Genomic DNA, 19,567 nt, shown 5'->3' on the forward strand with positions numbered 1-19,567 from the left:
GGCATAAATGTTCCAGACATAAAAAAGGCACGCTAATGCGTGCCTTTCACTAAATGACGATGACTTAAGCCCGTATTAACGGCTGTACATCTTATCGATTTCACGTGCGTATTTGTGATAAATCACTTTACGACGTAGCTTCATGGTTGGGGTAATTAAGCCCGCTTCCATCGAGAATGCATCGGGTAACAAGGTAAACTTCTTAATCTTTTCAAAGCCAGCTAGCTCGCTTTGTAATGTCTTAAGACGCTGCTCAAAATGCTCAACCACGTGACTATGACGCAATAGATCCAGCTGCGACTCGTAATTTACGCCTTTCTCTTTTGCCCAAGCCTCTAACGACTCAAATGCTGGCACAATTAACGCGGTTACGTAGTTGCGCGCATCGGCAACAATCGCTACCTGCTCGATGAATGGGCAACAACCTACTTTGCCTTCAACACGTTGCGGCGCAATATACTTACCGTTTGAAGTTTTCATGAGCTCTTTAATGCGGTCAGTGATAAACAAGTTACCGTTTTCATCGATACGACCCGCATCACCAGTTTTCAACCAGCCATCTTCAAATGTTTCGGCTGTTTCTTCTGGACGGTTGTAGTAACCACGCATCACAGTGTCGCCGCGTACTAAAATTTCGTTATCTTTACCGAGTTTAATCTCAACTTCTGGCAGTACCTGGCCGTTAGAACCGGGAACGCGGTTAGCCAAGGTATTACAGGTCGCCGTTGCCGTCGTTTCTGTCATGCCGTAACCACATAGCACAGGTACATCGATGCTTTGGAAGAAAGCACTGACGTTTGGATCTAGTGCTGCGCCGCCACAAGGCATAAACTTAAGACGACCACCTAACACCTGCTTTAACTTACTGAAAACCAGCTTATCGGCTAATTTCCATTGCAAGCTTAAGCCCAACGATGCTTTATGGCGACCTTGGCCCACTTCAGACTGTTTATGACCAACAGACATTGCCCAGGTAAACATTTTTTGGCGCATTTCAGGTGCTTTAATCACCTTATCTTGTACGGCGCTATACACTTTTTCTAAGAAGCGCGGCACCACACATAATGTGTGCGGACGAACTTGAACAATCGCCTCTTTTACCGCCATTGGATTCGACAGGTATACGTTACGGCCACCACGACACAATACATAGAAGCTCCAACCGCGCTCAAATACATGGCTAAGCGGTAAGAATGCTAACGACACATCACCAGGAGTAAAAGGTAATAATGTGTCATGCTGACGCACCATAGAGGCAATGTTGCGGTAATCAAGCATTACGCCTTTAGGGTCGCCCGTTGTGCCTGAGGTGTAGATTAACGTCAGTAGATCATCTAAATTCTTGTCGTTCAAACGCTTTTCAAGTTCGGCGTCTGCTGCCACATCAAGTTCACGCGCAAGCAGTTCATCCAAATAAAAATGGTTTTGCTTATCTTGTAACTCAACTGATTGGTCGAAAACCACCACACTTGTCAGGCTATCGCATTGGGCGGCTAGCTCACATGCCATTGCATACTGCGCCGCATCACCCACAAAAATCAGCTTTGCTGCTGCGTCGTTAACAATGTAAGCCGCTTGCTCCATTGTGCTGGTTGGGTAGATAGGCACAACGACAGCTTTGGCTTTGAGTAAGCCCAAATCGGCACAGGTCCACTGCGGGCAGTTCTGCGACAAAATAACTGCGCGGTCATGGGATTCAATACCAAACTGAATTAACACCCGTGCAATTTTAGAGGTGATGGTATCGAATTGAGTCCAACTCACTTGATGCCAAGGCGCTGCAGTTTCGAATCCTTCGAGCGCAATAGCGTCGCCAAGTGATTGGCTCTGTTGCTGTATTAATCGTACTACGTGATATTGCTCGAGCGACATAAAATAACTACCTTTTAGCTTACAAGTGTTCCGCTTTTCGGCAAGTCTACTAGAAGACGCTCTAAACACTAAGAGTTTTTGCTCTATTTTTGTTAACTCAAACACAAAAAAAGACCGTCCTGCGATGTGAGCGGCCTTTATTTAACAGCAAGTCTTTTAAGCTAAGCATCTAAATTAAAACAAAAATAATTTATTAACACCTGTAGCGATATTGTGCTATTCCCAGCGCAAGCAAATAGATTAAACTTTAACCATCTTGGTTGATCGCTCGATTATCAGTGCTGTTTTAACATTATGACCGCAGTAGATCTCCCCGCCATAACCGTTGTTTTGCAAACCAAAGCGTCTACATGATTTGTAGCCCATTAACTCCCGTACTTGTTCAGTTAGAGCATTGAACTGAACAAAAGTAGTTAGCCACTGCATAAAGACATTGATACATTAACAAGGCTCTTATTTAGATACGCTAAATTGCAAAAAGGAATCAGTATCATGCTTCATGGAATGTACTCTCAAATTCGCGCTCGAGTAGCCCCCGCGCTATGGCATAAAAAACCTTTAGCTACGGCTATCTTACTCGGTGCTGGACTACTCATTCCTTCAGCTCAAGCGGACACATCAGCCAACACTGCACAACTAAAACCTAACAATCAACAAGCTTGCTATGTCGACGGATTATCGGAGCAGATGCAATGCGGCTCTATCTCGGTTCCTGAGAATTACGCCAAGCCAGATGGCAAACAGATCCAAATTCATTACGTGGTGATGCCAGCCATCAAGCCTGGTAGCAAGAACCAAGCCTTGCTCGCAATCGCTGGCGGGCCAGGGCAATCAGCCATCGAAAATGCCCGCGGTTTCGATCGCATGCTGACCAAGGTACGCCAAACCGAAGATGTCATCCTTATCGACCAGCGCGGCACAGGCCAATCTAGCCCACTGCAATGTATTGGCGATGGCTTTGAAAGTGCTCTGGCGGTTAATGAAAGTGATTTTGATACCCGGGTTGAAACCCAAAAATGCCTAGATAGCCTTGATGCCGATGTCACTCAATACGGCAGCCTAAGTGCACTTAAAGATTTTGAAGCGGTAAGACAACATTTAGGTTATCAAAAACTGCACCTATACGGCGTGTCTTACGGCACGCGTATGGCACAGCTGTATATGCGTCACTATCCGACAAGCCTAGCAACGGTCACCCTAGATGGTGTAGTGCCAATGCAGCAAAGTGTGCTCGCTATTGGCGATGCCATTGCCCGTGCATTCAATCTGCTTATCGAAGATTGCGCCAACAACAGTCTTTGTCATGCACAATTCCCTGAGCTTAGTGCCGATCTTGAAAAGGTCGATGCTGAGCTAACACAAGCGCCAAAAATAAGCCAAGTGCCCGACCCTCTTACCGGTGAAATGACCCAACTGACCCTCACTCGCGGTAAGTTTAAAGGCGCGTTGCGGATGGCGCTTTACAATCCCAGCACCCGCTCACTCATGCCCCATGCGATTCATCAAGCGGCTAAGGGTAACTATCAACCAATCACAGGACTCTATGCCATGGGCATAGACAATGCGGGTATCGCCATGGGCATGCATGCTTCTGTGGTATGTGGCGAAGATTGGCAACGCCTGACGCCTGAACTGCGCGAAAAAACAAACCAGAGCTACTTTGGTAAAGAGATGCTAAAAACTTTTGCCGACTCCTGCGCAGTGTGGAATATGCCTGCGGTCGATGCCAGCTTTAGCGACCCCATAGCCAGTGATATCCCAACCCTATTGCTCTCGGGTGAGTTAGACCCCGCTACGCCACCAAGCTGGGGAGAGCTTGCCATGGAAAAACTGACCAATGCTAAACACTTTATCGCCCCTTATGCGACACACGGCGTGGCATACCAGTCTTGTGGTAATGACCTTATTGCAGAGCTCGTTGAGCAAGGCTCTGTAGCAGAGCTAGATGCTAAGTGCTTACAGGAAGATATTCGCCGCAACTTCTATCTCAATGCCAGCACAGTAGAAGCCATTCCTAGTGACAGTACTAAGCAAAAAGATGAAAAAATAGACGAACAAACAATTAAACAAGCAGACAAACAAACAGCCCTGAATAAGTAAGGAAGCCACCATGATCAAAGTATCAAATTTATCAAAACGCATCGGAGATGTGCAGGCGCTAAATGATTTAAGCTTTTCAGCGCTAGATGGCCAGATCACTGGTCTATTGGGCCCAAATGGCGCGGGGAAAACCACCTGTTTACGCACCGTGTTTGGCCTTTTAAAGCCTGATAACGGCAATGCAGAAATTGATGGTATCGATATCGCGGTATCACCCGTTGCCGCCAAACAGCAATTGGGTTTATTTCCTGACCCATTTGGTTTGTATGAGCGCTTAACCCCGCGGGAATATATTAGCTACTTTGCCGAACTTAACGGCCTGTCTCGTAAAGAAGCAAAGCTAGCCACCAGCAAGGTTATCGATAGATTACACCTTGCTGATATCGCCGATAGACAGTGCAAAGGTTTTTCTCAGGGCCAAAGAATGAAAACGGCATTGGCACAAGCCATTGTCCACCAGCCAACCAATATCATTCTCGATGAACCCACTCGTGGCCTTGATGTTATGAGTACCCGTGTACTGCGCGACATCTTGCGTGATCTAAAAAACCAAGGCCATTGCGTGCTGTTTTCAAGCCATGTGATGCAAGAAGTCGCCGCACTTTGTGACCAGGTGATAGTGATGGCCGAAGGCCGAGTGGTTGCCATTGGTAGCCCAGAAGCATTGTGCCAGCAAACCGGTAAGGACTCGCTCGAAGATGCCTTTATTCAATTGATTGGTACTGATGAAGGCATAGCCGCTTAATACTGGCGATAAAAGGATTTCTCAATGAGTAACAAAATTATTTCAATGGTTCGCAAAGAGCTGATCGACGCGGCTCGCGATAAACGCTCGGTAATGGCAGGGCTTTATTACGCGATTGGCGCACCGCTGCTTATGTGTGGTATGTTTTTTCTGTTAATTGGTCAGCTGACTAGCCCTGAAGATCTTAATATAAAAATGACCAACGCACAGGGTGCACCGGATCTGGTTAAATTTCTATCGAGCCGTGGGATCTCTCAAGGTGATAACGAAGACACTAAGGACATTCAGCTCATCATCAGTGATGACTATGCAGCCAATATGGCCAAAGGGCTTAGCGCTGAGGTAACACTGGTTGCCGATGCGTCAAATGAAAAACTGCAGATCTCGATTCGTCGATTAGAAAAGAGCTTACAAGAATATAGTGGTGAAATGGGCAGCCTTCGCCTTATCGCCCGCGGTATCGATCCTAGAGTAATGCAACCCATTAAGCTCAATGTTGAAGATGAAGCCACGCCAGATTCAAAGGCCGGCATGATCTTAGGCCTAGCCACCATGACCATGATCTACGCGGTATTTATCTCAGGCATGAATTTGGCTATCGACACCAGTGCCGGTGAACGTGAGCGTAACTCGTTAGCCTTACTGCTAAGCCATCCGGTTTCGACCTGGGAAATTGTTATCGCCAAAATTATTGCGGTGACGATTTTTGCGATGGTGGGCTTAGTCCTCACACTCATTGTATCCAAATTTGCTTATGCCTTTGTGCCCTGGCAAGAACTTGGGTTTGCCGTCAGCCTCAACAGCAACTTTATTGTAATGATGATCATTGTCGGACTGCCCGTGGCAATTATGGCAGCGTGTTTACAGCTGTTTGTCTCTTTTATGGCAAAGAGCTTCAAAGAAGCTCAATCGTATATCACTATCGTGTTGATGGTGCCGATGATGTTAGCCATGGCTGCCAGCTACAATATCGCGCCAGAGACCATTCAGTGGCTGCCGGTATCTGGGCAACTGCAAGCCTTGATTGAATTTATTAAAGGCCGCGAGCTACCAATGATGCAGCTAGCAGTGTCATCCGCTCTAACCTTGGCTATCGCCCTAGGTCTTGCTGTAGGTATGCAAAAGTCGCTCAAGAGCGAGAAGATTGTATTTGGTTTATAACGAGCAATACGTAACTATCGGAGGGAGCACTCCTCTGATAGTTGCACTCATTTAGATAACTCTCTTATGGAATAAGGAAATAAAAATGGAATTTATCGACAACATCTTAGCCAGTGATAACTATGCTTTTATGGCCATGCTTGCTGTTGCAGTCATCGCTATCTGGTTTCTGCCCGCCATGCTGGCATTAGTATTTAACCGCAAACACTTCAAACTTATTTTACTCGCCTGTATCCCTGCGGGCTTTTCACTGATTGCATGGGGCGGGGTAATGGTGTGGGCGGTTACAGGAAAAGTCGTTGATAAATATGCGAATCGAACTAATGCTCAAAGCTAATGCTCAATAAAAGATTATAGATAACTGAATAAGGAGTACCACTATGGATCTACCCATGATCGTGTTAATTGTCGCTATCGTTGCTATCGCCACCGCAGGTGAGGCCTTTAAGTATTACCTGAAGTCTCGTAAGATCACTGGCTCAGAGATCACCAATAATGAGCTTGAGTTACTGCGTAAGCAAAACAGGCATTTAGAACAGCGAATAGAAGTACTTGAGAAAATCGTCACCGATAATAGCTATGATCTAAAGTCGACGATCAATTCACTGTAACCGGTAACATAAATATAGTCAGGTTCACACACTCATAGTGTTGATGGAATAAGCTTAACGCTCATTCAATTGCGACCAGCAATTACCATTAGCAGCAGTCATGAGTATTGAATTTCTGCCGATAGGCCCTAGGCGACAAACTGGTTGTTTGAATAAATAGCTTTCTAAATGAGCTAACATCCTCATAGCCAACCTGCTCTACTATCTGCTCAATCGCAAGCTCCGTTGTTTCTAATAATCGTTTAGCTTCATCCACCCTAAGCCGTTGAATATAACTGGCTGGTGTTTGATTAATAGCTTTTTTAAACCGCCTAATCAAGGTGCGTTTACCAACGGCAAATTTGTCAGCTATCTCATCAAGTAATAAGTTTTTATTAAGGTGCAACTGCATCCAGTCTTGAATACGATTAACCAACTCATCTTTATGCTGTAGATCTGCATCAAGGGTCATAAAAGCTTGTTGAGAGGTTCGGTTAGGATCGATCAATAAGACCTTGGCCATCTGAGTCGCAATTTGCTCTCCAGCCAGCCTTTGTATCAACTGCAAAGCTAAGCTCAGGTTGGCACTGGTTGCCCCCGCCGTATAGAACTGCCCATCATTAAGCACTACATGCTCACTGCATAATTTCACACGAGGAAAGCTGCGTTTAAACAATTCAGCCAACCACCATACACATGTCGCCCTCTTATCATCGAGCAAGCCTGAAGCTGCTAGCATCAAGGTGCCTGAGCAGTAAGCGCCAATAGGTTTACCTGTATGAGAAAAGTCTCTCAACGTTGCAATATGAGGTTCAAAATCTGTTAGGTAGGCAGTAAGCTGTTGCCGGTTAGTGATCGTTGCCGAAGCCACAACTAAGGCATCGGCATGACTTAGATAATGCTCGGCATCCTCATGGGCTATGACAGGAAGCTTTACGTTATAATCACTGATTATTGGCTCACCATCAGGCGACATCACCGCACACTCAAACAATGCCTCATCAGCATCTGGATGAGTCACTTTCCAATAAGTATTACAAAAGCTGAAAACATCCATAAAACTAAGAATGCCACCAGCCACCGCATTATCGGCAGCTAATACAACTATTCGTTTCATAACCCTTCAACCTGTCACTTATCACCTTAATTCTGTCAATAATGACACTTAAAAGTGATTTGTCTAGTTTTTATACTGACAGTTATTGAAAGCTGTAGTCGCAGGAGCGCTGTTATGAAAAGCAATATGAATATGGATCAGAGAATGAGTAGAATGTTAAGCAAGCGAGTTACCGTTTCGTCAAACGACACCACCAAAAGCAATAACATGCTAAGTGATAGAGCAACTAGATATAAATCAGCAAGCAAAAAAGCACTCAAATATAAGCCGATTAGTCATAAAGTGTTAAGCCTGAGCTACTTACTCCCAAGCTGGGGCTTGTTGCTTTGGCTTAATTTCAGCACCGAACCGAACTTGTTTGCCCACTTCATTGCAATCCCTAGCCTACTGCTGCTAACGGGCTACAGCGCTTATATTATTGCCCGTAAAGGTGGCTAATATCGACAGTGCAGGTAATCATTTACCTACCCACGCCAGTAGGCCCCTCAGAAAAGAGAGACCGATACTGGATGACAGTTAGATTTTAAACTCTTGTACCAACACAGACAGGCGTTTAGCCATATGGGCTAAGTTTTCACTCTCCTGAGAGCTAATATTCGTGCCATTGGCAGTTTGCTCTGCCGCGTGGCTGATATTAACGATATTAGTATTTATCTCTTCAGATACCGTACTTTGCTCCTCGGCTGCTGTGGCAATTTGAGTATTCATATCGGTAATGGTCGCAATCGCACTGACGATACTTTGTAGTGCCTCACCCGCACCGCGGGCATGACTTACGCTATCATCGACATATTGACGACTATCGGACATCGCACTCGCTGCAAGCTTAGCACCGCCTTGTAGCTTCTCTATCATGACCTGGATCTCTTCTGTCGACTCTTGAGTACGACTCGCCAAGGTTCTCACTTCATCAGCAACGACCGCAAAGCCTCGCCCTTGCTCACCCGCTCTCGCCGCCTCAATCGCAGCATTGAGCGCTAACAAATTAGTTTGCTCGGCAATGCCTTTAATCACATCCAAAATAGAGCCGATTTGATGGCTATCATGCTCTAAATCTTTCACCACTTGCGATGCGCGCTCGATACCCACAGCTAAGCTCTCAATCGCCTCAACCGTACTATTCACAACGGCTAAGCCCGCCTGAGACTGGCCATCAGTTTGCGCCGCGGCATCAGCAGCATCATTGGCATTTTTAGCCACTTCAACCACGGTTGCCGTCATCTCATTCATGGCCGTTGCTACCATCTCTAGTTCGTCACGCTGAGTTTGTACCGAGTTAGCTGCATCAGCAGTTATCTCCGCCATACCTTGAGAGGATTCAGCGAGCGCTGATGAGGTCTCTGCCACCCCTTGTAAACTCGTTTGGAACTTATCTAGCATTAAGTTAAAAGAGCGAGATAGTTGACCGAGTTCATCTTGGGAAGTGATTTTAATTCGGCGAGTAAGATCCGACTCGGCCTCGATTGACGTAATAGAGAATTTCATATCTTCAATAGAACGCAAAATAGCACGCGAAACAAACAACAGAATGAGCCCTGCAATACCAAAACAACCTAGAGTGAAACCAATTAATTGCAATCGCATATTCGACATAGACGTCAATGCGGCATTTTGTATGTGATTGCGTGCATTTTCTACTGAGTCCGCTAAAGATTTAAAGGTCGTTCTGGCCTTATTCGCAAATGGACTTGCCCCTTTACGGTACTCTTGCCAAGCAACTTGTAATCGCTCTGGTGTGCGCTCAACAGATTGCAATGCCAACATACGTGCACGACCATCTTCAAGAAATGCCTCTGTAGCTTGCTTAGAGTTTTGAGCTAATTGACTGAGCTCTTGCCTATCTTCAGTGCTGCTCATTTTACTTAATGAAGATTCTAGATTTTCAAAATGACGGTAGATATCTTGAATACGGGTTTCAAGCAAATTGTAATTCTTATTGAAATCATCGCCGAGCATAATGCTACGAGATAAGCGAGAGACGTAATTCATATCGCGATTAATAGACAAGATGAACTCTTGGCTCTTAACTCCAGCTTGATCGTACTCATTAAATCGCTGTTCAACTTCTGCAGTACTGACTACCACATCAGTAAAAATTACAGCACCAGTTAACCCAAAGACCAGCATTACAGCCATCAATTTTCGTTTAATAGTCCACGAAACGAACACGCCCATCTTCACAACTCCTTATGATTTATCGCGCGCAGGCGAAATTAACTCCAGAGTAATGCAACTAAACTCAACTGACTGACCAAAAAACAGCCAAAGAAGCTAAAAGTTTGTGAAAAGATGTAAAAACCATGATAAGTCATAGCTCTACAAGTACGAATGATTAATAAAGATCTGTGTGATTAGTAGAAGGATGCTATATGCGTGTAGATAGTTGAGAGGGTAATGAGAATGCAGTTGGAATAGTAGGGGCGTGCATCGAAACACGCTCACTTAGCCCTACTTCCAACTAACCTGTGGCCTTGCTTTACTTAGCTTTAGGTCTGAACGGCTTAATAACCGACTCGTCACACTCTAAGAAAGGACCGTCCATTAGGTCGATGCAGTATGGAATCGCTGGGAACACGGCATCCAAACACTCGCGAATCGACTTTGGCTTACCCGGTAAGTTAACAATAAGCGAGTCACCACGTAGGCCTGCTGTTTGACGCGATAAAATGGCTGTTGGTACAAACTTAAGCGACTCGGCGCGCATTAGCTCACCAAAACCAGGCATCATACGATCACACACAGCTTCAGTCGCTTCAGGAGTCACATCGCGCTTAGCAGGTCCTGTGCCACCAGTGGTGACAATAAGGCTACAGTTTTGCTCATCAGCCATCTTAATCAGCGTCGCTGAAATCACATCTTGTTCATCAGGGATCACTTCATAAACAGGTTCCCACTCAGACGTGAGGTATTCGTTAAGAACATCGATAATTGCCTTACCAGAGATATCTTCATAGATCCCCGCACTGGCTCTATCACTTACCGTAACAATACCGATTTTAGCTTTGCTCATTCTCTGTTCCTTCAATCTGATCTTAGATAAACTTGGCTTAGTTTATCGTGAACGTTAGCGTCTCTATAGTCTGGCGTTAAAGTAGCACAAAGTTAACTAATTAAACTCGAAAAATATTGGGTTAAATGCAAAAACTGCGACGTCATGATTTATTGGCCATTCACCCTCCAACACCCCATGTCCGCTCACAATAGCAACACAATGAAAACCATTTACTGCAAACGAGATATGGGTCGCAATCTTTTTGATATTCCGCCCTGAGTAATACTTGTTTTCGATAAATTCTACCGTACTCTTGCGCCTACTCGAATTCAGCTGAATTCACACCATGTCAGGGGACACTATTTGAACACCACACAAGGCTTATTGCGCGCCTGTCTAGCGTTAGCAACTATCCTTCTTTGCAATCTCGCCAATGCCACTCAAACCCAGCTAGATCTACCGACTAAAAGTAGCGAACTGCCATTTTTTCACAGTCAGGATGAAGCCGAGCAGCGCAGCCAAGCTTATGAACAAGCCATGGATGACCTCAACCATCAAGCTGATGAGTGCCAAAACGATCTAGCATGCGATGAAATCGACAAAGCACAAACCGATCTTGATTATGCCAAGCGTAGCCATATCGCTAAAAACGGCTTAGCCATGTTCGATGTTTTAGGTGGACCCGCATTCACACCGGAAAACGGCTTAATGCTCGCCCTCGGCGGTCTGTATTCCTTCAAAACTGAGCGAGAACAGAGTGACTTGCAGCGCTCAAGCGTGTCACTTTTTGGTATTGCCAATAAAGGCGATGGCGACCTCGGCTACAGCTTACGCTCAAGACAAAACCTGTTTTTTGATAACGATGATATTCGCTACAACGGACTATTTGTATTGGCCAGCCAAAGTGAAAACTTCTGGGGAGTGGGTTATGACGCAGGCAAACAGCAATCAGCATCTGACGATACCCTACTGAATAAAACTTCACTGACCTATCATGCCAACTTAGACTTTAAGAGCGATTACGGCTTTTACTTTGGCCCGGCGCTGCGAGTCAATTACTTCGAGCCAGACCAAAATAGCTTGCCGCCAACAGCAATTGCTGATGACAATTTTCAACAATTCAAAGATAAGCCTTTGTCGGTAGGCTTGGGTTTTTCAATCAATTATGACAGCCGTGATGTCACAGTAAACGCTTGGCAGGGTCAGTACCTGAATGTTGAATATATCAACTACAACTCTGGCTTTGGTAGCGATAACCAATATCAAAAAATCTTACTCGATCATCGCTATTACCTCACTGTAGCGTTAGGGCGAGTGCTGGCTTTTTACAATGCTTATCAGTGGAGTGAAGGCGATGTGCCTTACTATGATCTGCCATCTCTAGGTGGACAGTCTTCGCTACGTGGCCTCTACCAAGGGCGATACCGCGATAAGTCTGCTATCGAACACACCCTGGAATATCGCCACACCTTCTTGCGTGACAACGGCGAACTGTCAGCGCATGGCGCCACCCTTTGGGCGGGCGTAGGCTCCATTGCAGGTACAGACACCCAACTGTACGAAAAACTGCTATATAGCTATGGCTTTGGCTACCGCTATGAATTGCAACCTAGGATGAACGTGCGTGTCGATCTCGGCTTTAGCGATGATGACAGCGGTTTCTACCTTACCTTTACCGAAGCCTTTTAAATAGATTTCTGAGATTGATAAAAATGAACAAACACCTTGTTATTGTGATGCTACTTAATGCCATCACCTTTAATGTGTGGGCCAACAGCGGCACCACAGACATTGAACGCCAGCAGCCCGCGCACTGGAGCCATTTGCCTATCTGGGGCGATAAAGCTCGTGAGTTAGGTTATGAACTGCCCATCCCTGTCGGCTTCAATATCTACTACAACAAGCAGTCAGTTGCTTATGACGCCAAAGACAACTTCAACCTTGGCCTCGCAGGCAGCGGCTGGCTGAACAAGCTCAACGCCAATGTTGTGATCCCCGCTGACGATGTGATTATTACCGGGGAAGACGAAAGCATTCAGCTTAGAGCCGATGCCTGGGTACTGCCATTTCTTAACGTATATGGCCTTGCTGGTTATACCAAGGGGCACAAAAACATTCTGGCGGACTTAAGCAACGCCCAAGGTTTAGGTAATGGCGGCATCGATATGGTGCTACCTATCCCTATCGAATATACGGCTTATAACTTAGGTTTAGGTGCGGTGCTGGCAGGGCAAGCCGAAGTGATCCCGGGTATGCATCCGTTTATCTTTACCGGTGTGGCCGCCTTTACCAACTCTTGGACCACCACCACCGACAGCACGATTCAAACCTATATCGGCTCAGTGCGTATGGGGCAAAGATACGATGTCGGCGGCGATAAGCTCGCCTTCTTAGTCGGTTACAACTACCAGATGATTAACCAAAAAATTGGTGGAAGTTACGACTTCAACGTCCCGTTACTCGGCAGGCCTGGCGGGATTAACATAGATTATGACGTCCACCTAGTCAGCTCTGAAAGTCACAATATGTCGCTCAGTATGGTGTACGATTTTGGCCCTAAGGATGAGTGGAACGTGTTTATTGAATACGGATTTTTAAACTGGGATCAATTACTACTTTCTGTGGGACGTCGCTTCTAAAGCGCTAGATCTAAGCTTCCAAAGTGCTAGCTCATGCTGGTTAGCGCTTTGGAATAATCGATCACGGCCTTCTCGATAACCAATATTTTTGCTTCCAGTAACTGTTATTTAAACTAGAGATCATCACTCCCTGACTCGTGGACGCATGTAAGAATTGCGAGTCACCTATATAAATCCCCACATGGCGTGTACTCCAGCCCGTTTTGAAAAAAACCAGATCCCCCACACGCAACTGACTCTTACTGACGCTTTTACCGATATCTTTCTGCTTTTCTGTGGTTCTAGGTAGTTGCACGCCAAAGCGGCTCTGATATGTCTGCACCACAAATCCAGAGCAATCTATGCCCTTCTTACTCATACCACCTAAGCGATAAGGCACACCTTTCCATTCTCGATGCATTTGTATTAATTGGTTTTTTATCTGTTTTTCACTCGATAGCTGCTGAGCTTTACCCGAGGAGGCAGATTGAGGAGGAGCACTTGAGCAGGCACTTAATATCGCTGCTAACAATACAATTAATAAGGTTCTCATCTTGATCCAATTATTTAAACAATCATTTGAATAATAACTTAGTCATATAAATATAAAATTAAATTCTAACCAATACCCAATAATTTATTTATTAAAACTTTCAAATTGTTATTTTTAAACTATACATAGAGATACGCGCTAAATAACCCAGAGGATTTGATGATGGAAAAACACTTGTTTAACAAATATGTTCAAAATGAATTTATTCACTCTAAAACCAACGAAAAGGGTTCCGCTCTTGTCGAGGCGATGCTTGTCGAAGAAAGCATTCCTTCAGACGAACAGGAGGATGAAACCTCAAGCTACATTCTTGGCTACAACTGAACATAGCGCCGTGCTGAATGTCATTACCACTCATACTCTGGTGACTCTCGCGGCGACATTCCTTATTCCTGCAAATATCACCTCAAATTTCAATTTTAAAAGCCTCTGTATTAAAAGCTACCTTTCGTATTTAATTGCTATTTTTAGCCTAAAACATAATTAATATTTAAAAACAGCTGTCTCTCACATTAATTACCCCGCCAACTGTAAAACTAACAATAAACTCATTATCGAGACTAACAGTCAAAAATCACGTTCAAAACTAGCTCTTAAAACTAGCTCTTAAAACTAGCTCTTAAAACTAGCGCTTAAAATAAGTAATCACGCTTTATTCACACATAGGCGAAAATTAACCGCTAATATGCATAGGTGGTAAATATCCATTCATACACATATTTAGCTTAAAGCTATTATTAGCCTAAATTCTTTTTAAACCTCATCGATGCAATAATCAGCCCTATCACGGTAAAAATCGCCAACCAAGTCACGTCATAAGTCATATCGATAATTTCAACATCTCGCAGTACCACGCCCCGAATAAGTCGCATAAAGTGGGTCGCCGGCAGCGCTTCAGCAATATACTGCGCCGCCACAGGCATGCCCTCATAAGGGAACATAAATCCGGATAAAAGAATCGACGGCAGAAGCACAAAAATGGTCATCTGCATCGATTGCAGCTGACTCTTAGCAATCGTCGAGATGACCAAGCCTAAGGTTAAGCTTGCCATAATAAACAGTAACGTAGCACTCGCTAGCTGTAATAGGCTGCCATTCATTGGCACATTAAAAATACTGTAACCTAGCCCGAGAATAATAATGACCTGCAAGATGCCAATAAACATGTAGGGAATGATTTTACCCAGCATCAGCTCTATAGGACGAATCGGTGTGGTAATTAGCATCTCTAAGTTGCCACGTTCACGCTCACGCACAATGGCTGCAGAGGTAAACATAATCATGGTCATCGTTAGAATTACCCCCACCAGTCCAGGTACAATATTCACCGCAGTGCGCTGCTCAGGGTTATAAAACAGCGCGACCTCAAAGGTGGGCGTTGTACGATTGGCCGGCTGCCCAAGCAGTTCGGTTAAGGGCATGGCACGCAAGCCCTTTATTGCCGCAGCAACCATGGTATCGGAGCCATCGACGATCCACTGTGCCACAGGGCGACTGGTTTCCTCATCGCTTGAAGGAGGCGTGCCTAATCCTACCGTTCGGTGACGTACCAAACGTTGGCTAACATCATTGGGGATCATCAATACCGCGCGTACTTCACCGCGTGCGATTGCAGCATGAGCGCTCTTGGCATCATAAAAATGCTGAGTAAACTTCACCACCTGAGTGGCTCTTACGGTTTGAATTAATACACGGCTTAACGCGGTTTGGCTTTGATCAACCACACCAACAGGGATATCGCGAATATTGGTATTGATGGCGTAACCAAATAGCATCAACTGAATAAGTGGGATCATCACCACCATACCAAAGGTCATTCGGTCGCGTTTGAGCTGAGTCAGCTCTTTCATCACAATCGCCTGTAACCGATACAGAGTCTTCATTGGCGCCCCAGCCCCGTACAGGTAACAAATACATCTTCAAGACTAGGCCTGACAATATTCACAGCACTTAAAGAAAGTGGGCCCTGCTCAGACAATAAACCGATAGGGTCACTGCAGCTATCTTTAACTAAGACTCTTAATCTAGAGCCTAATTGCGCGGCGCTTATCACCTCTGGAAGCGCCATTAGCACTTGCTTTAACTGTCTCAAGTTGCTCGACTCAACCTCTACTACCTGTGCGCCCATATTGTGCATCAGCTCGTCGGGCGAGCCATCCGCGCGTTTCACGCCCGCTTCTAAGATCGCGAGCTTATGACAGCGCTCAGCTTCGTCCATATAGTGAGTCGACACCAAAATAGTAGTGCCCTGTTCACACAGATCGAACAGCTTCTCCCAAAAATCACGCCGATTCTCAGGATCGACTGCTGAGGTCGGCTCATCGAGGAACAGTAACTCCGGTTTATGCATGGTTGCAGCGGCTAAACCCAACCGCTGCTTTTGCCCGCCGCTCATGCTGCCAGCAAGTTGATCGGCTTTTTCATTTAAGCCATAGGTATGCAGCAACTCTTGAATACGTGCGGTTTGCTCACGACGGGATAGGCCGTATATTTTGGCAATAAATTTCAGATTTTCTTTAACAGTTAGATCATCGTATAGAGAAAATTTCTGGGTCATATAGCCGATTTTTAACCGTAATGTTTCAGCATCTTGAGGCAACTTCAGCCCTAGCACTTCAATCTCACCGGAGGTCGGTAATAACAAGCCCGTTAACATGCGAATAGCCGTGGTCTTACCGCAACCATTGGGGCCGAGAAAGCCATAAATCTGGCCTTTCTCAACCTCAAAATCAAGATTTTGAATCGCCTTTAAACTGCCAAAGTCACGGCACAGCTGAGTCGTTTTGATGACCGACATGCTCATGGCATCTCGACCTGAGCAGGAACACCACTGGGTAATAAGGCCGAGCTATCAGGAAGTTGTACCTCTGCAAGGTACATCAGCCGTGAGCGCTCTTCTTGGTTTAACGCATAGTAAGGAGTAAAGGCAGGCTCGTTAGCAATCCAGCGTACACGCCCCTCAATGGGATCATCAATACCATCAACATGGACTAATAGGCTGTCATTGATATTGATTTTGACTCGATATGGCTCGGGTACATAAATGCGAGCAAAAGGGGCTTTACCGGCTAACACCACAGCCAGTGGGCTCCCTAAAGTGACACGCTCGCCTAAGTTCCACGGCAGGTTATCAAGAATACCGTCACGGGTCGCCCTGATGGTTAAGTCTGATAGCTTTTTTTGCTCACCCAGTAATACGGCCTCAGCAGCTGCTAAATTTGCCTCGGCAGAACGAATATCTTCGACTCGCGAGCCTGCAAGCAGTTCTCGCAGATGCTCCTGTGCATTCTCAAGATTGGCATTACCTAAATCCCGATTTGCCAGTGCGCGGTCAAGGTTGGATTGACTGGCTAAGTTATCTTTTGCCATGCTAGCAATTCGGCGGTAATTGGCTTCACTCTCTTGCTGCGTTGCTTGCGCGCCAGACACATTCGCTCTAGCGGCTGCAATCTCCTCCTCACGGGCACCTTTAAGTAGCTTCTGATAATTTGCATTGGCTTGTGCCACATCGGCAAGCGCCTTAGAGACCTGAGCTTTTTGTAATGTATCATCTAGCTGCACCAGCACAGCCCCTTTACTCACCATGCTGCCTTGCGCCACCGGAAGTGCCACGACCACTTCATTGGCTGTCGCCGTTAGGGCGATACGTTGCCGCTCAAGGCTGCCAAGCGCTACATTTTTGGCGCCGTTGTCACACGCCGTCAGCGTCAACAGCAAAGAAATCATCATCAGTATGCGCACAATTACCATCCTTAAGAATCTGCACCAAACTTAATACTTACCCATCCAAGATACGCGGAATTGATGACTAATCAAGTCATGTTAGTTGTGATTATTTAACTCTTTTTTATGCGGCTGTAGATAGCAAAAAAGAGCACCTAAGTGCTCTTTTTTGCCGTTATCGATGCCGGATTGAGTTTCACTTTGCGCGCTCAGATGTATAGATATTCCACATCTGAGCAGTCCCCGACTCTTGCCATGTCGCCACAGCAACGAGTCGATGCTCTCGCCCAGCAACAGTTTGAGGTATGTGGTTTTGCTTAAAATAGACCTCTTCTTTTATCGCACTGGCCGGAAAACCTTGCTCAATCGCAAGTTGGGTAATGTAATCCACTCGTCGTTTCGCCAGTGCGTGGTTATATTCTTCACTGCCTTCAACACTGGTATCACCGACTAAATAGAGCGATGGTGACTGCTTTTGAGCCAAACGAGCAATAATACCGCGCCATTTATTCGCCTGCGCACGGCTTAACGTGTCTTTATCAAAGCCAAACATAATGACTCTAACGTCTTCTTTTTCCGTCATAGTCGGGCTCGGGCAGCCTTCATTATTGATGACCGAACCTTTATCTGTAGCGGCACATTTATCACGAGCGTTGATTACGCCGTCTGAATCACTATCGAGCAGATCTCGGGTTTGCGGCTCAACATTAAAGGGCGCAGCGGTATCAGCGCAACCTTGAACTAAGAGTAAGCTCACTAACAATAATTGGGTCAGTAAAGTGCGCATATTACTTATCCTCCGTCCAAGCTTCTGGCGTGTCGACACGGAATGACTCCATTAAATAGCCTGTGGCATTAATAAGGCGATATGCGGCGATGTTGTAGTTGTAGTGCGCGGTAATGTAATGCTTACGCGCTAAAAAGACTTCTATTTGAGCATCTAACACATCAAGCAGTGAGCGGCGACCCAGCTCAAACTGCTTGGTATAACCCCGCTCAGCCTTTACCGATTGGTCGACATTTTCACGATAAAATCCCCGTTGTTGACCAATAAAATCGTACGAGTTCCATGCAAGACGAGTCCCCTCTTCGACCTGCTTTTGGGTATTCTTACGGATAGCCAAAGATTGTTGATAACGCCATGACGCGGCTTCAGTTCGGTCGGTAGTCACCCCCCCGCTAAACAGGTCATAACTGAGCATCAGCATGGCCCTAGCATCTTCATCTGGACCTTCAATACCACCAATATTATCGTTTTTGTTTGCTTGCAACTCTAAGGATAATGTAGGCCAAAAGTCACTTTTCTCGCGCTCATACTGAGCATTAGCCGCTTGCGTGTCTAGCGTTGCAGCATCGATTTCAGGATGATTTTCTATCGCTAACCGAATCGCATCTGGCAAGCTAGTAGGCACAAAGTCAAAATCGGGTTGCGGGTCGTGCAGATCTTTAGGCATTTGGCCAACTAAATCATAGTAACGTGCCTGCTTATCCATTTGATTATTACGTGCAGAAAGATAACCCGATTGACTGGTGGCTAAACGCGATCGCACTTGCGCAACATCAGAGTCACTACTGAGCCCCTTATCTTTGCGTGATTCGATGTTTTTTAGTATTTTTTGGTGATCGGTAATATTGCGCTCTGTCAGTTCGACAATTTTGTTCGCCATCAATAGCTCAAGGTAAACCCGACTAACCTCTAGGCTCAAATTTTCCGCATCAGAAAGCAACCCTAGACGCTCGGCTTCTTTCTCAAAATTGAGCCTGTCGATCTCCGATGTAGTACGAAAACCATCAAAAATGAGTTGTGATACACGCAGCCCAATTTCAGTTCGATCCAGTTCGGTATCGATACGTTGGCCACTGTTATAACGCACGTTTTCATAACCTACGCCACCGTATAACTTCACTTGCGGTAAGTACTCTCCTACTGCGGCACGCTTATACCTTATCGCAGCTTCAAAGCTGGCATATTTTTCTAGAATCGTCGGGTGGTGATTGATCGCCTCAGCCACGGATTCCTCAAGCGTCAGCGCATTTACCTGGGCTGATAATGTTAGTATTGGTATGAGTATCAGTCGTCGCATCGTATCCTTACC

The 19,567-nt window shown here is 45.6% G+C and carries 19 protein-coding genes; 9 read left to right on the plus strand and 10 right to left on the minus strand.

The window, feature by feature from the left end; all coding sequences use genetic code 11:
* Nucleotides 1–75: 75 nt before the first annotated feature.
* Entirely contained in the window at nucleotides 76–1,872 is a 1,797-nt protein-coding gene (locus ACVBIU_RS03895) for an AMP-dependent synthetase/ligase (RefSeq protein ID WP_447162258.1), read from the minus strand.
* Nucleotides 1,873–2,364: 492 nt separating this feature from the next.
* Here ACVBIU_RS03895 and ACVBIU_RS03900 point away from each other — a divergent pair, with 492 nt between their 5' ends.
* From ACVBIU_RS03900 to ACVBIU_RS03920, 5 genes are all read left to right on the plus strand, one after another.
* Nucleotides 2,365–3,972, plus strand: a complete 1,608-nt coding sequence (locus ACVBIU_RS03900) for an alpha/beta hydrolase (protein WP_447163127.1) — start codon at nucleotides 2,365–2,367, stop codon at nucleotides 3,970–3,972.
* A gap of 10 nt (nucleotides 3,973–3,982) precedes the next feature.
* Nucleotides 3,983–4,717, plus strand: a complete 735-nt coding sequence (locus tag ACVBIU_RS03905; RefSeq protein ID WP_447162260.1) for an ABC transporter ATP-binding protein — start codon at nucleotides 3,983–3,985, stop codon at nucleotides 4,715–4,717.
* Nucleotides 4,718–4,741: 24 nt separating this feature from the next.
* Nucleotides 4,742–5,878: an ABC transporter permease gene (locus ACVBIU_RS03910; RefSeq protein WP_447163128.1), complete on the plus strand. Its 1,137-nt coding sequence runs from the start codon at nucleotides 4,742–4,744 to the stop codon at nucleotides 5,876–5,878.
* Nucleotides 5,879–5,963: 85 nt separating this feature from the next.
* Nucleotides 5,964–6,215 carry a superinfection immunity protein gene (locus tag ACVBIU_RS03915; protein WP_447162262.1) on the plus strand — a complete coding sequence of 84 codons (252 nt, stop codon included), beginning with the start codon at nucleotides 5,964–5,966 and terminating at the stop codon, nucleotides 6,213–6,215.
* 43 nt (nucleotides 6,216–6,258) lie between these two features.
* On the plus strand, nucleotides 6,259–6,489 hold the full coding sequence (locus tag ACVBIU_RS03920; RefSeq protein WP_447162263.1) for a hypothetical protein: 231 nt from the start codon (nucleotides 6,259–6,261) through the stop codon (nucleotides 6,487–6,489).
* An 88-nt stretch (nucleotides 6,490–6,577) separates the two neighbouring features.
* On the opposite strand, the gene ACVBIU_RS03925 is transcribed toward ACVBIU_RS03920, so the two are convergent.
* Nucleotides 6,578–7,585, minus strand: a complete 1,008-nt coding sequence (locus ACVBIU_RS03925) for a GlxA family transcriptional regulator (protein ID WP_447162264.1) — start codon at nucleotides 7,583–7,585, stop codon at nucleotides 6,578–6,580.
* Nucleotides 7,586–7,729: 144 nt separating this feature from the next.
* Between ACVBIU_RS03925 and ACVBIU_RS03930 the strand changes: the two genes are divergently transcribed.
* A complete protein-coding gene (locus ACVBIU_RS03930; RefSeq protein ID WP_447162265.1) occupies nucleotides 7,730–8,023 on the plus strand; it encodes a hypothetical protein in 294 nt (97 codons plus the stop codon).
* 78 nt (nucleotides 8,024–8,101) lie between these two features.
* On the opposite strand, the gene ACVBIU_RS03935 is transcribed toward ACVBIU_RS03930, so the two are convergent.
* Together ACVBIU_RS03935 and mog are read right to left on the minus strand one after the other, a co-directional pair.
* Complete coding sequence (locus ACVBIU_RS03935) at nucleotides 8,102–9,760, minus strand: methyl-accepting chemotaxis protein (protein ID WP_447163129.1); 1,659 nt, start codon at nucleotides 9,758–9,760, stop codon at nucleotides 8,102–8,104.
* 301 nt (nucleotides 9,761–10,061) lie between these two features.
* Nucleotides 10,062–10,595, minus strand: a complete 534-nt coding sequence (mog, locus tag ACVBIU_RS03940) for a molybdopterin adenylyltransferase (RefSeq protein WP_439268080.1) — start codon at nucleotides 10,593–10,595, stop codon at nucleotides 10,062–10,064.
* 345 nt (nucleotides 10,596–10,940) lie between these two features.
* On the opposite strand from mog, the gene ACVBIU_RS03945 reads away from it, so the two are divergent.
* A complete protein-coding gene (locus ACVBIU_RS03945; RefSeq protein WP_447163130.1) occupies nucleotides 10,941–12,266 on the plus strand; it encodes a BamA/TamA family outer membrane protein in 1,326 nt (441 codons plus the stop codon).
* 23 nt (nucleotides 12,267–12,289) lie between these two features.
* Nucleotides 12,290–13,216: a hypothetical protein gene (locus ACVBIU_RS03950; protein ID WP_447163131.1), complete on the plus strand. Its 927-nt coding sequence runs from the start codon at nucleotides 12,290–12,292 to the stop codon at nucleotides 13,214–13,216.
* A gap of 61 nt (nucleotides 13,217–13,277) precedes the next feature.
* Here the strand turns inward: ACVBIU_RS03950 and ACVBIU_RS03955 are convergent, their stop codons facing one another.
* Nucleotides 13,278–13,748 carry an NlpC/P60 family protein gene (locus ACVBIU_RS03955; protein ID WP_447162269.1) on the minus strand — a complete coding sequence of 157 codons (471 nt, stop codon included), beginning with the start codon at nucleotides 13,746–13,748 and terminating at the stop codon, nucleotides 13,278–13,280.
* A gap of 162 nt (nucleotides 13,749–13,910) precedes the next feature.
* On the opposite strand from ACVBIU_RS03955, the gene ACVBIU_RS03960 reads away from it, so the two are divergent.
* Complete coding sequence (locus ACVBIU_RS03960; RefSeq protein WP_447162270.1) at nucleotides 13,911–14,072, plus strand: hypothetical protein; 162 nt, start codon at nucleotides 13,911–13,913, stop codon at nucleotides 14,070–14,072.
* Nucleotides 14,073–14,485: 413 nt separating this feature from the next.
* Here the strand turns inward: ACVBIU_RS03960 and ACVBIU_RS03965 are convergent, their stop codons facing one another.
* The 5 genes from ACVBIU_RS03965 to ACVBIU_RS03985 form a co-directional block, all read right to left on the minus strand.
* A complete protein-coding gene (locus tag ACVBIU_RS03965; protein ID WP_447163132.1) occupies nucleotides 14,486–15,631 on the minus strand; it encodes an ABC transporter permease in 1,146 nt (381 codons plus the stop codon).
* Nucleotides 15,628–16,551, minus strand: a complete 924-nt coding sequence (locus ACVBIU_RS03970; RefSeq protein WP_447163133.1) for an ABC transporter ATP-binding protein — start codon at nucleotides 16,549–16,551, stop codon at nucleotides 15,628–15,630. Before ACVBIU_RS03970 ends, ACVBIU_RS03965 begins: the two co-directional genes overlap by 4 nt.
* Nucleotides 16,548–17,498 (minus strand): HlyD family secretion protein, encoded by a 951-nt coding sequence (locus ACVBIU_RS03975; protein ID WP_447163134.1) that lies wholly within the window; start codon nucleotides 17,496–17,498, stop codon nucleotides 16,548–16,550. The genes ACVBIU_RS03970 and ACVBIU_RS03975 overlap by 4 nt, the downstream gene beginning before the upstream one ends.
* 169 nt (nucleotides 17,499–17,667) lie before the next feature.
* Complete coding sequence (locus ACVBIU_RS03980; protein WP_447163135.1) at nucleotides 17,668–18,258, minus strand: OmpA family protein; 591 nt, start codon at nucleotides 18,256–18,258, stop codon at nucleotides 17,668–17,670.
* 1 nt (nucleotide 18,259) lies between these two features.
* A complete protein-coding gene (locus ACVBIU_RS03985) occupies nucleotides 18,260–19,555 on the minus strand; it encodes a TolC family outer membrane protein (RefSeq protein ID WP_447163136.1) in 1,296 nt (431 codons plus the stop codon).
* Between the last annotated feature and the right edge of the window lie 12 nt (nucleotides 19,556–19,567).

Source organism: Shewanella sp. 30m-14 (genome assembly GCF_052977125.1).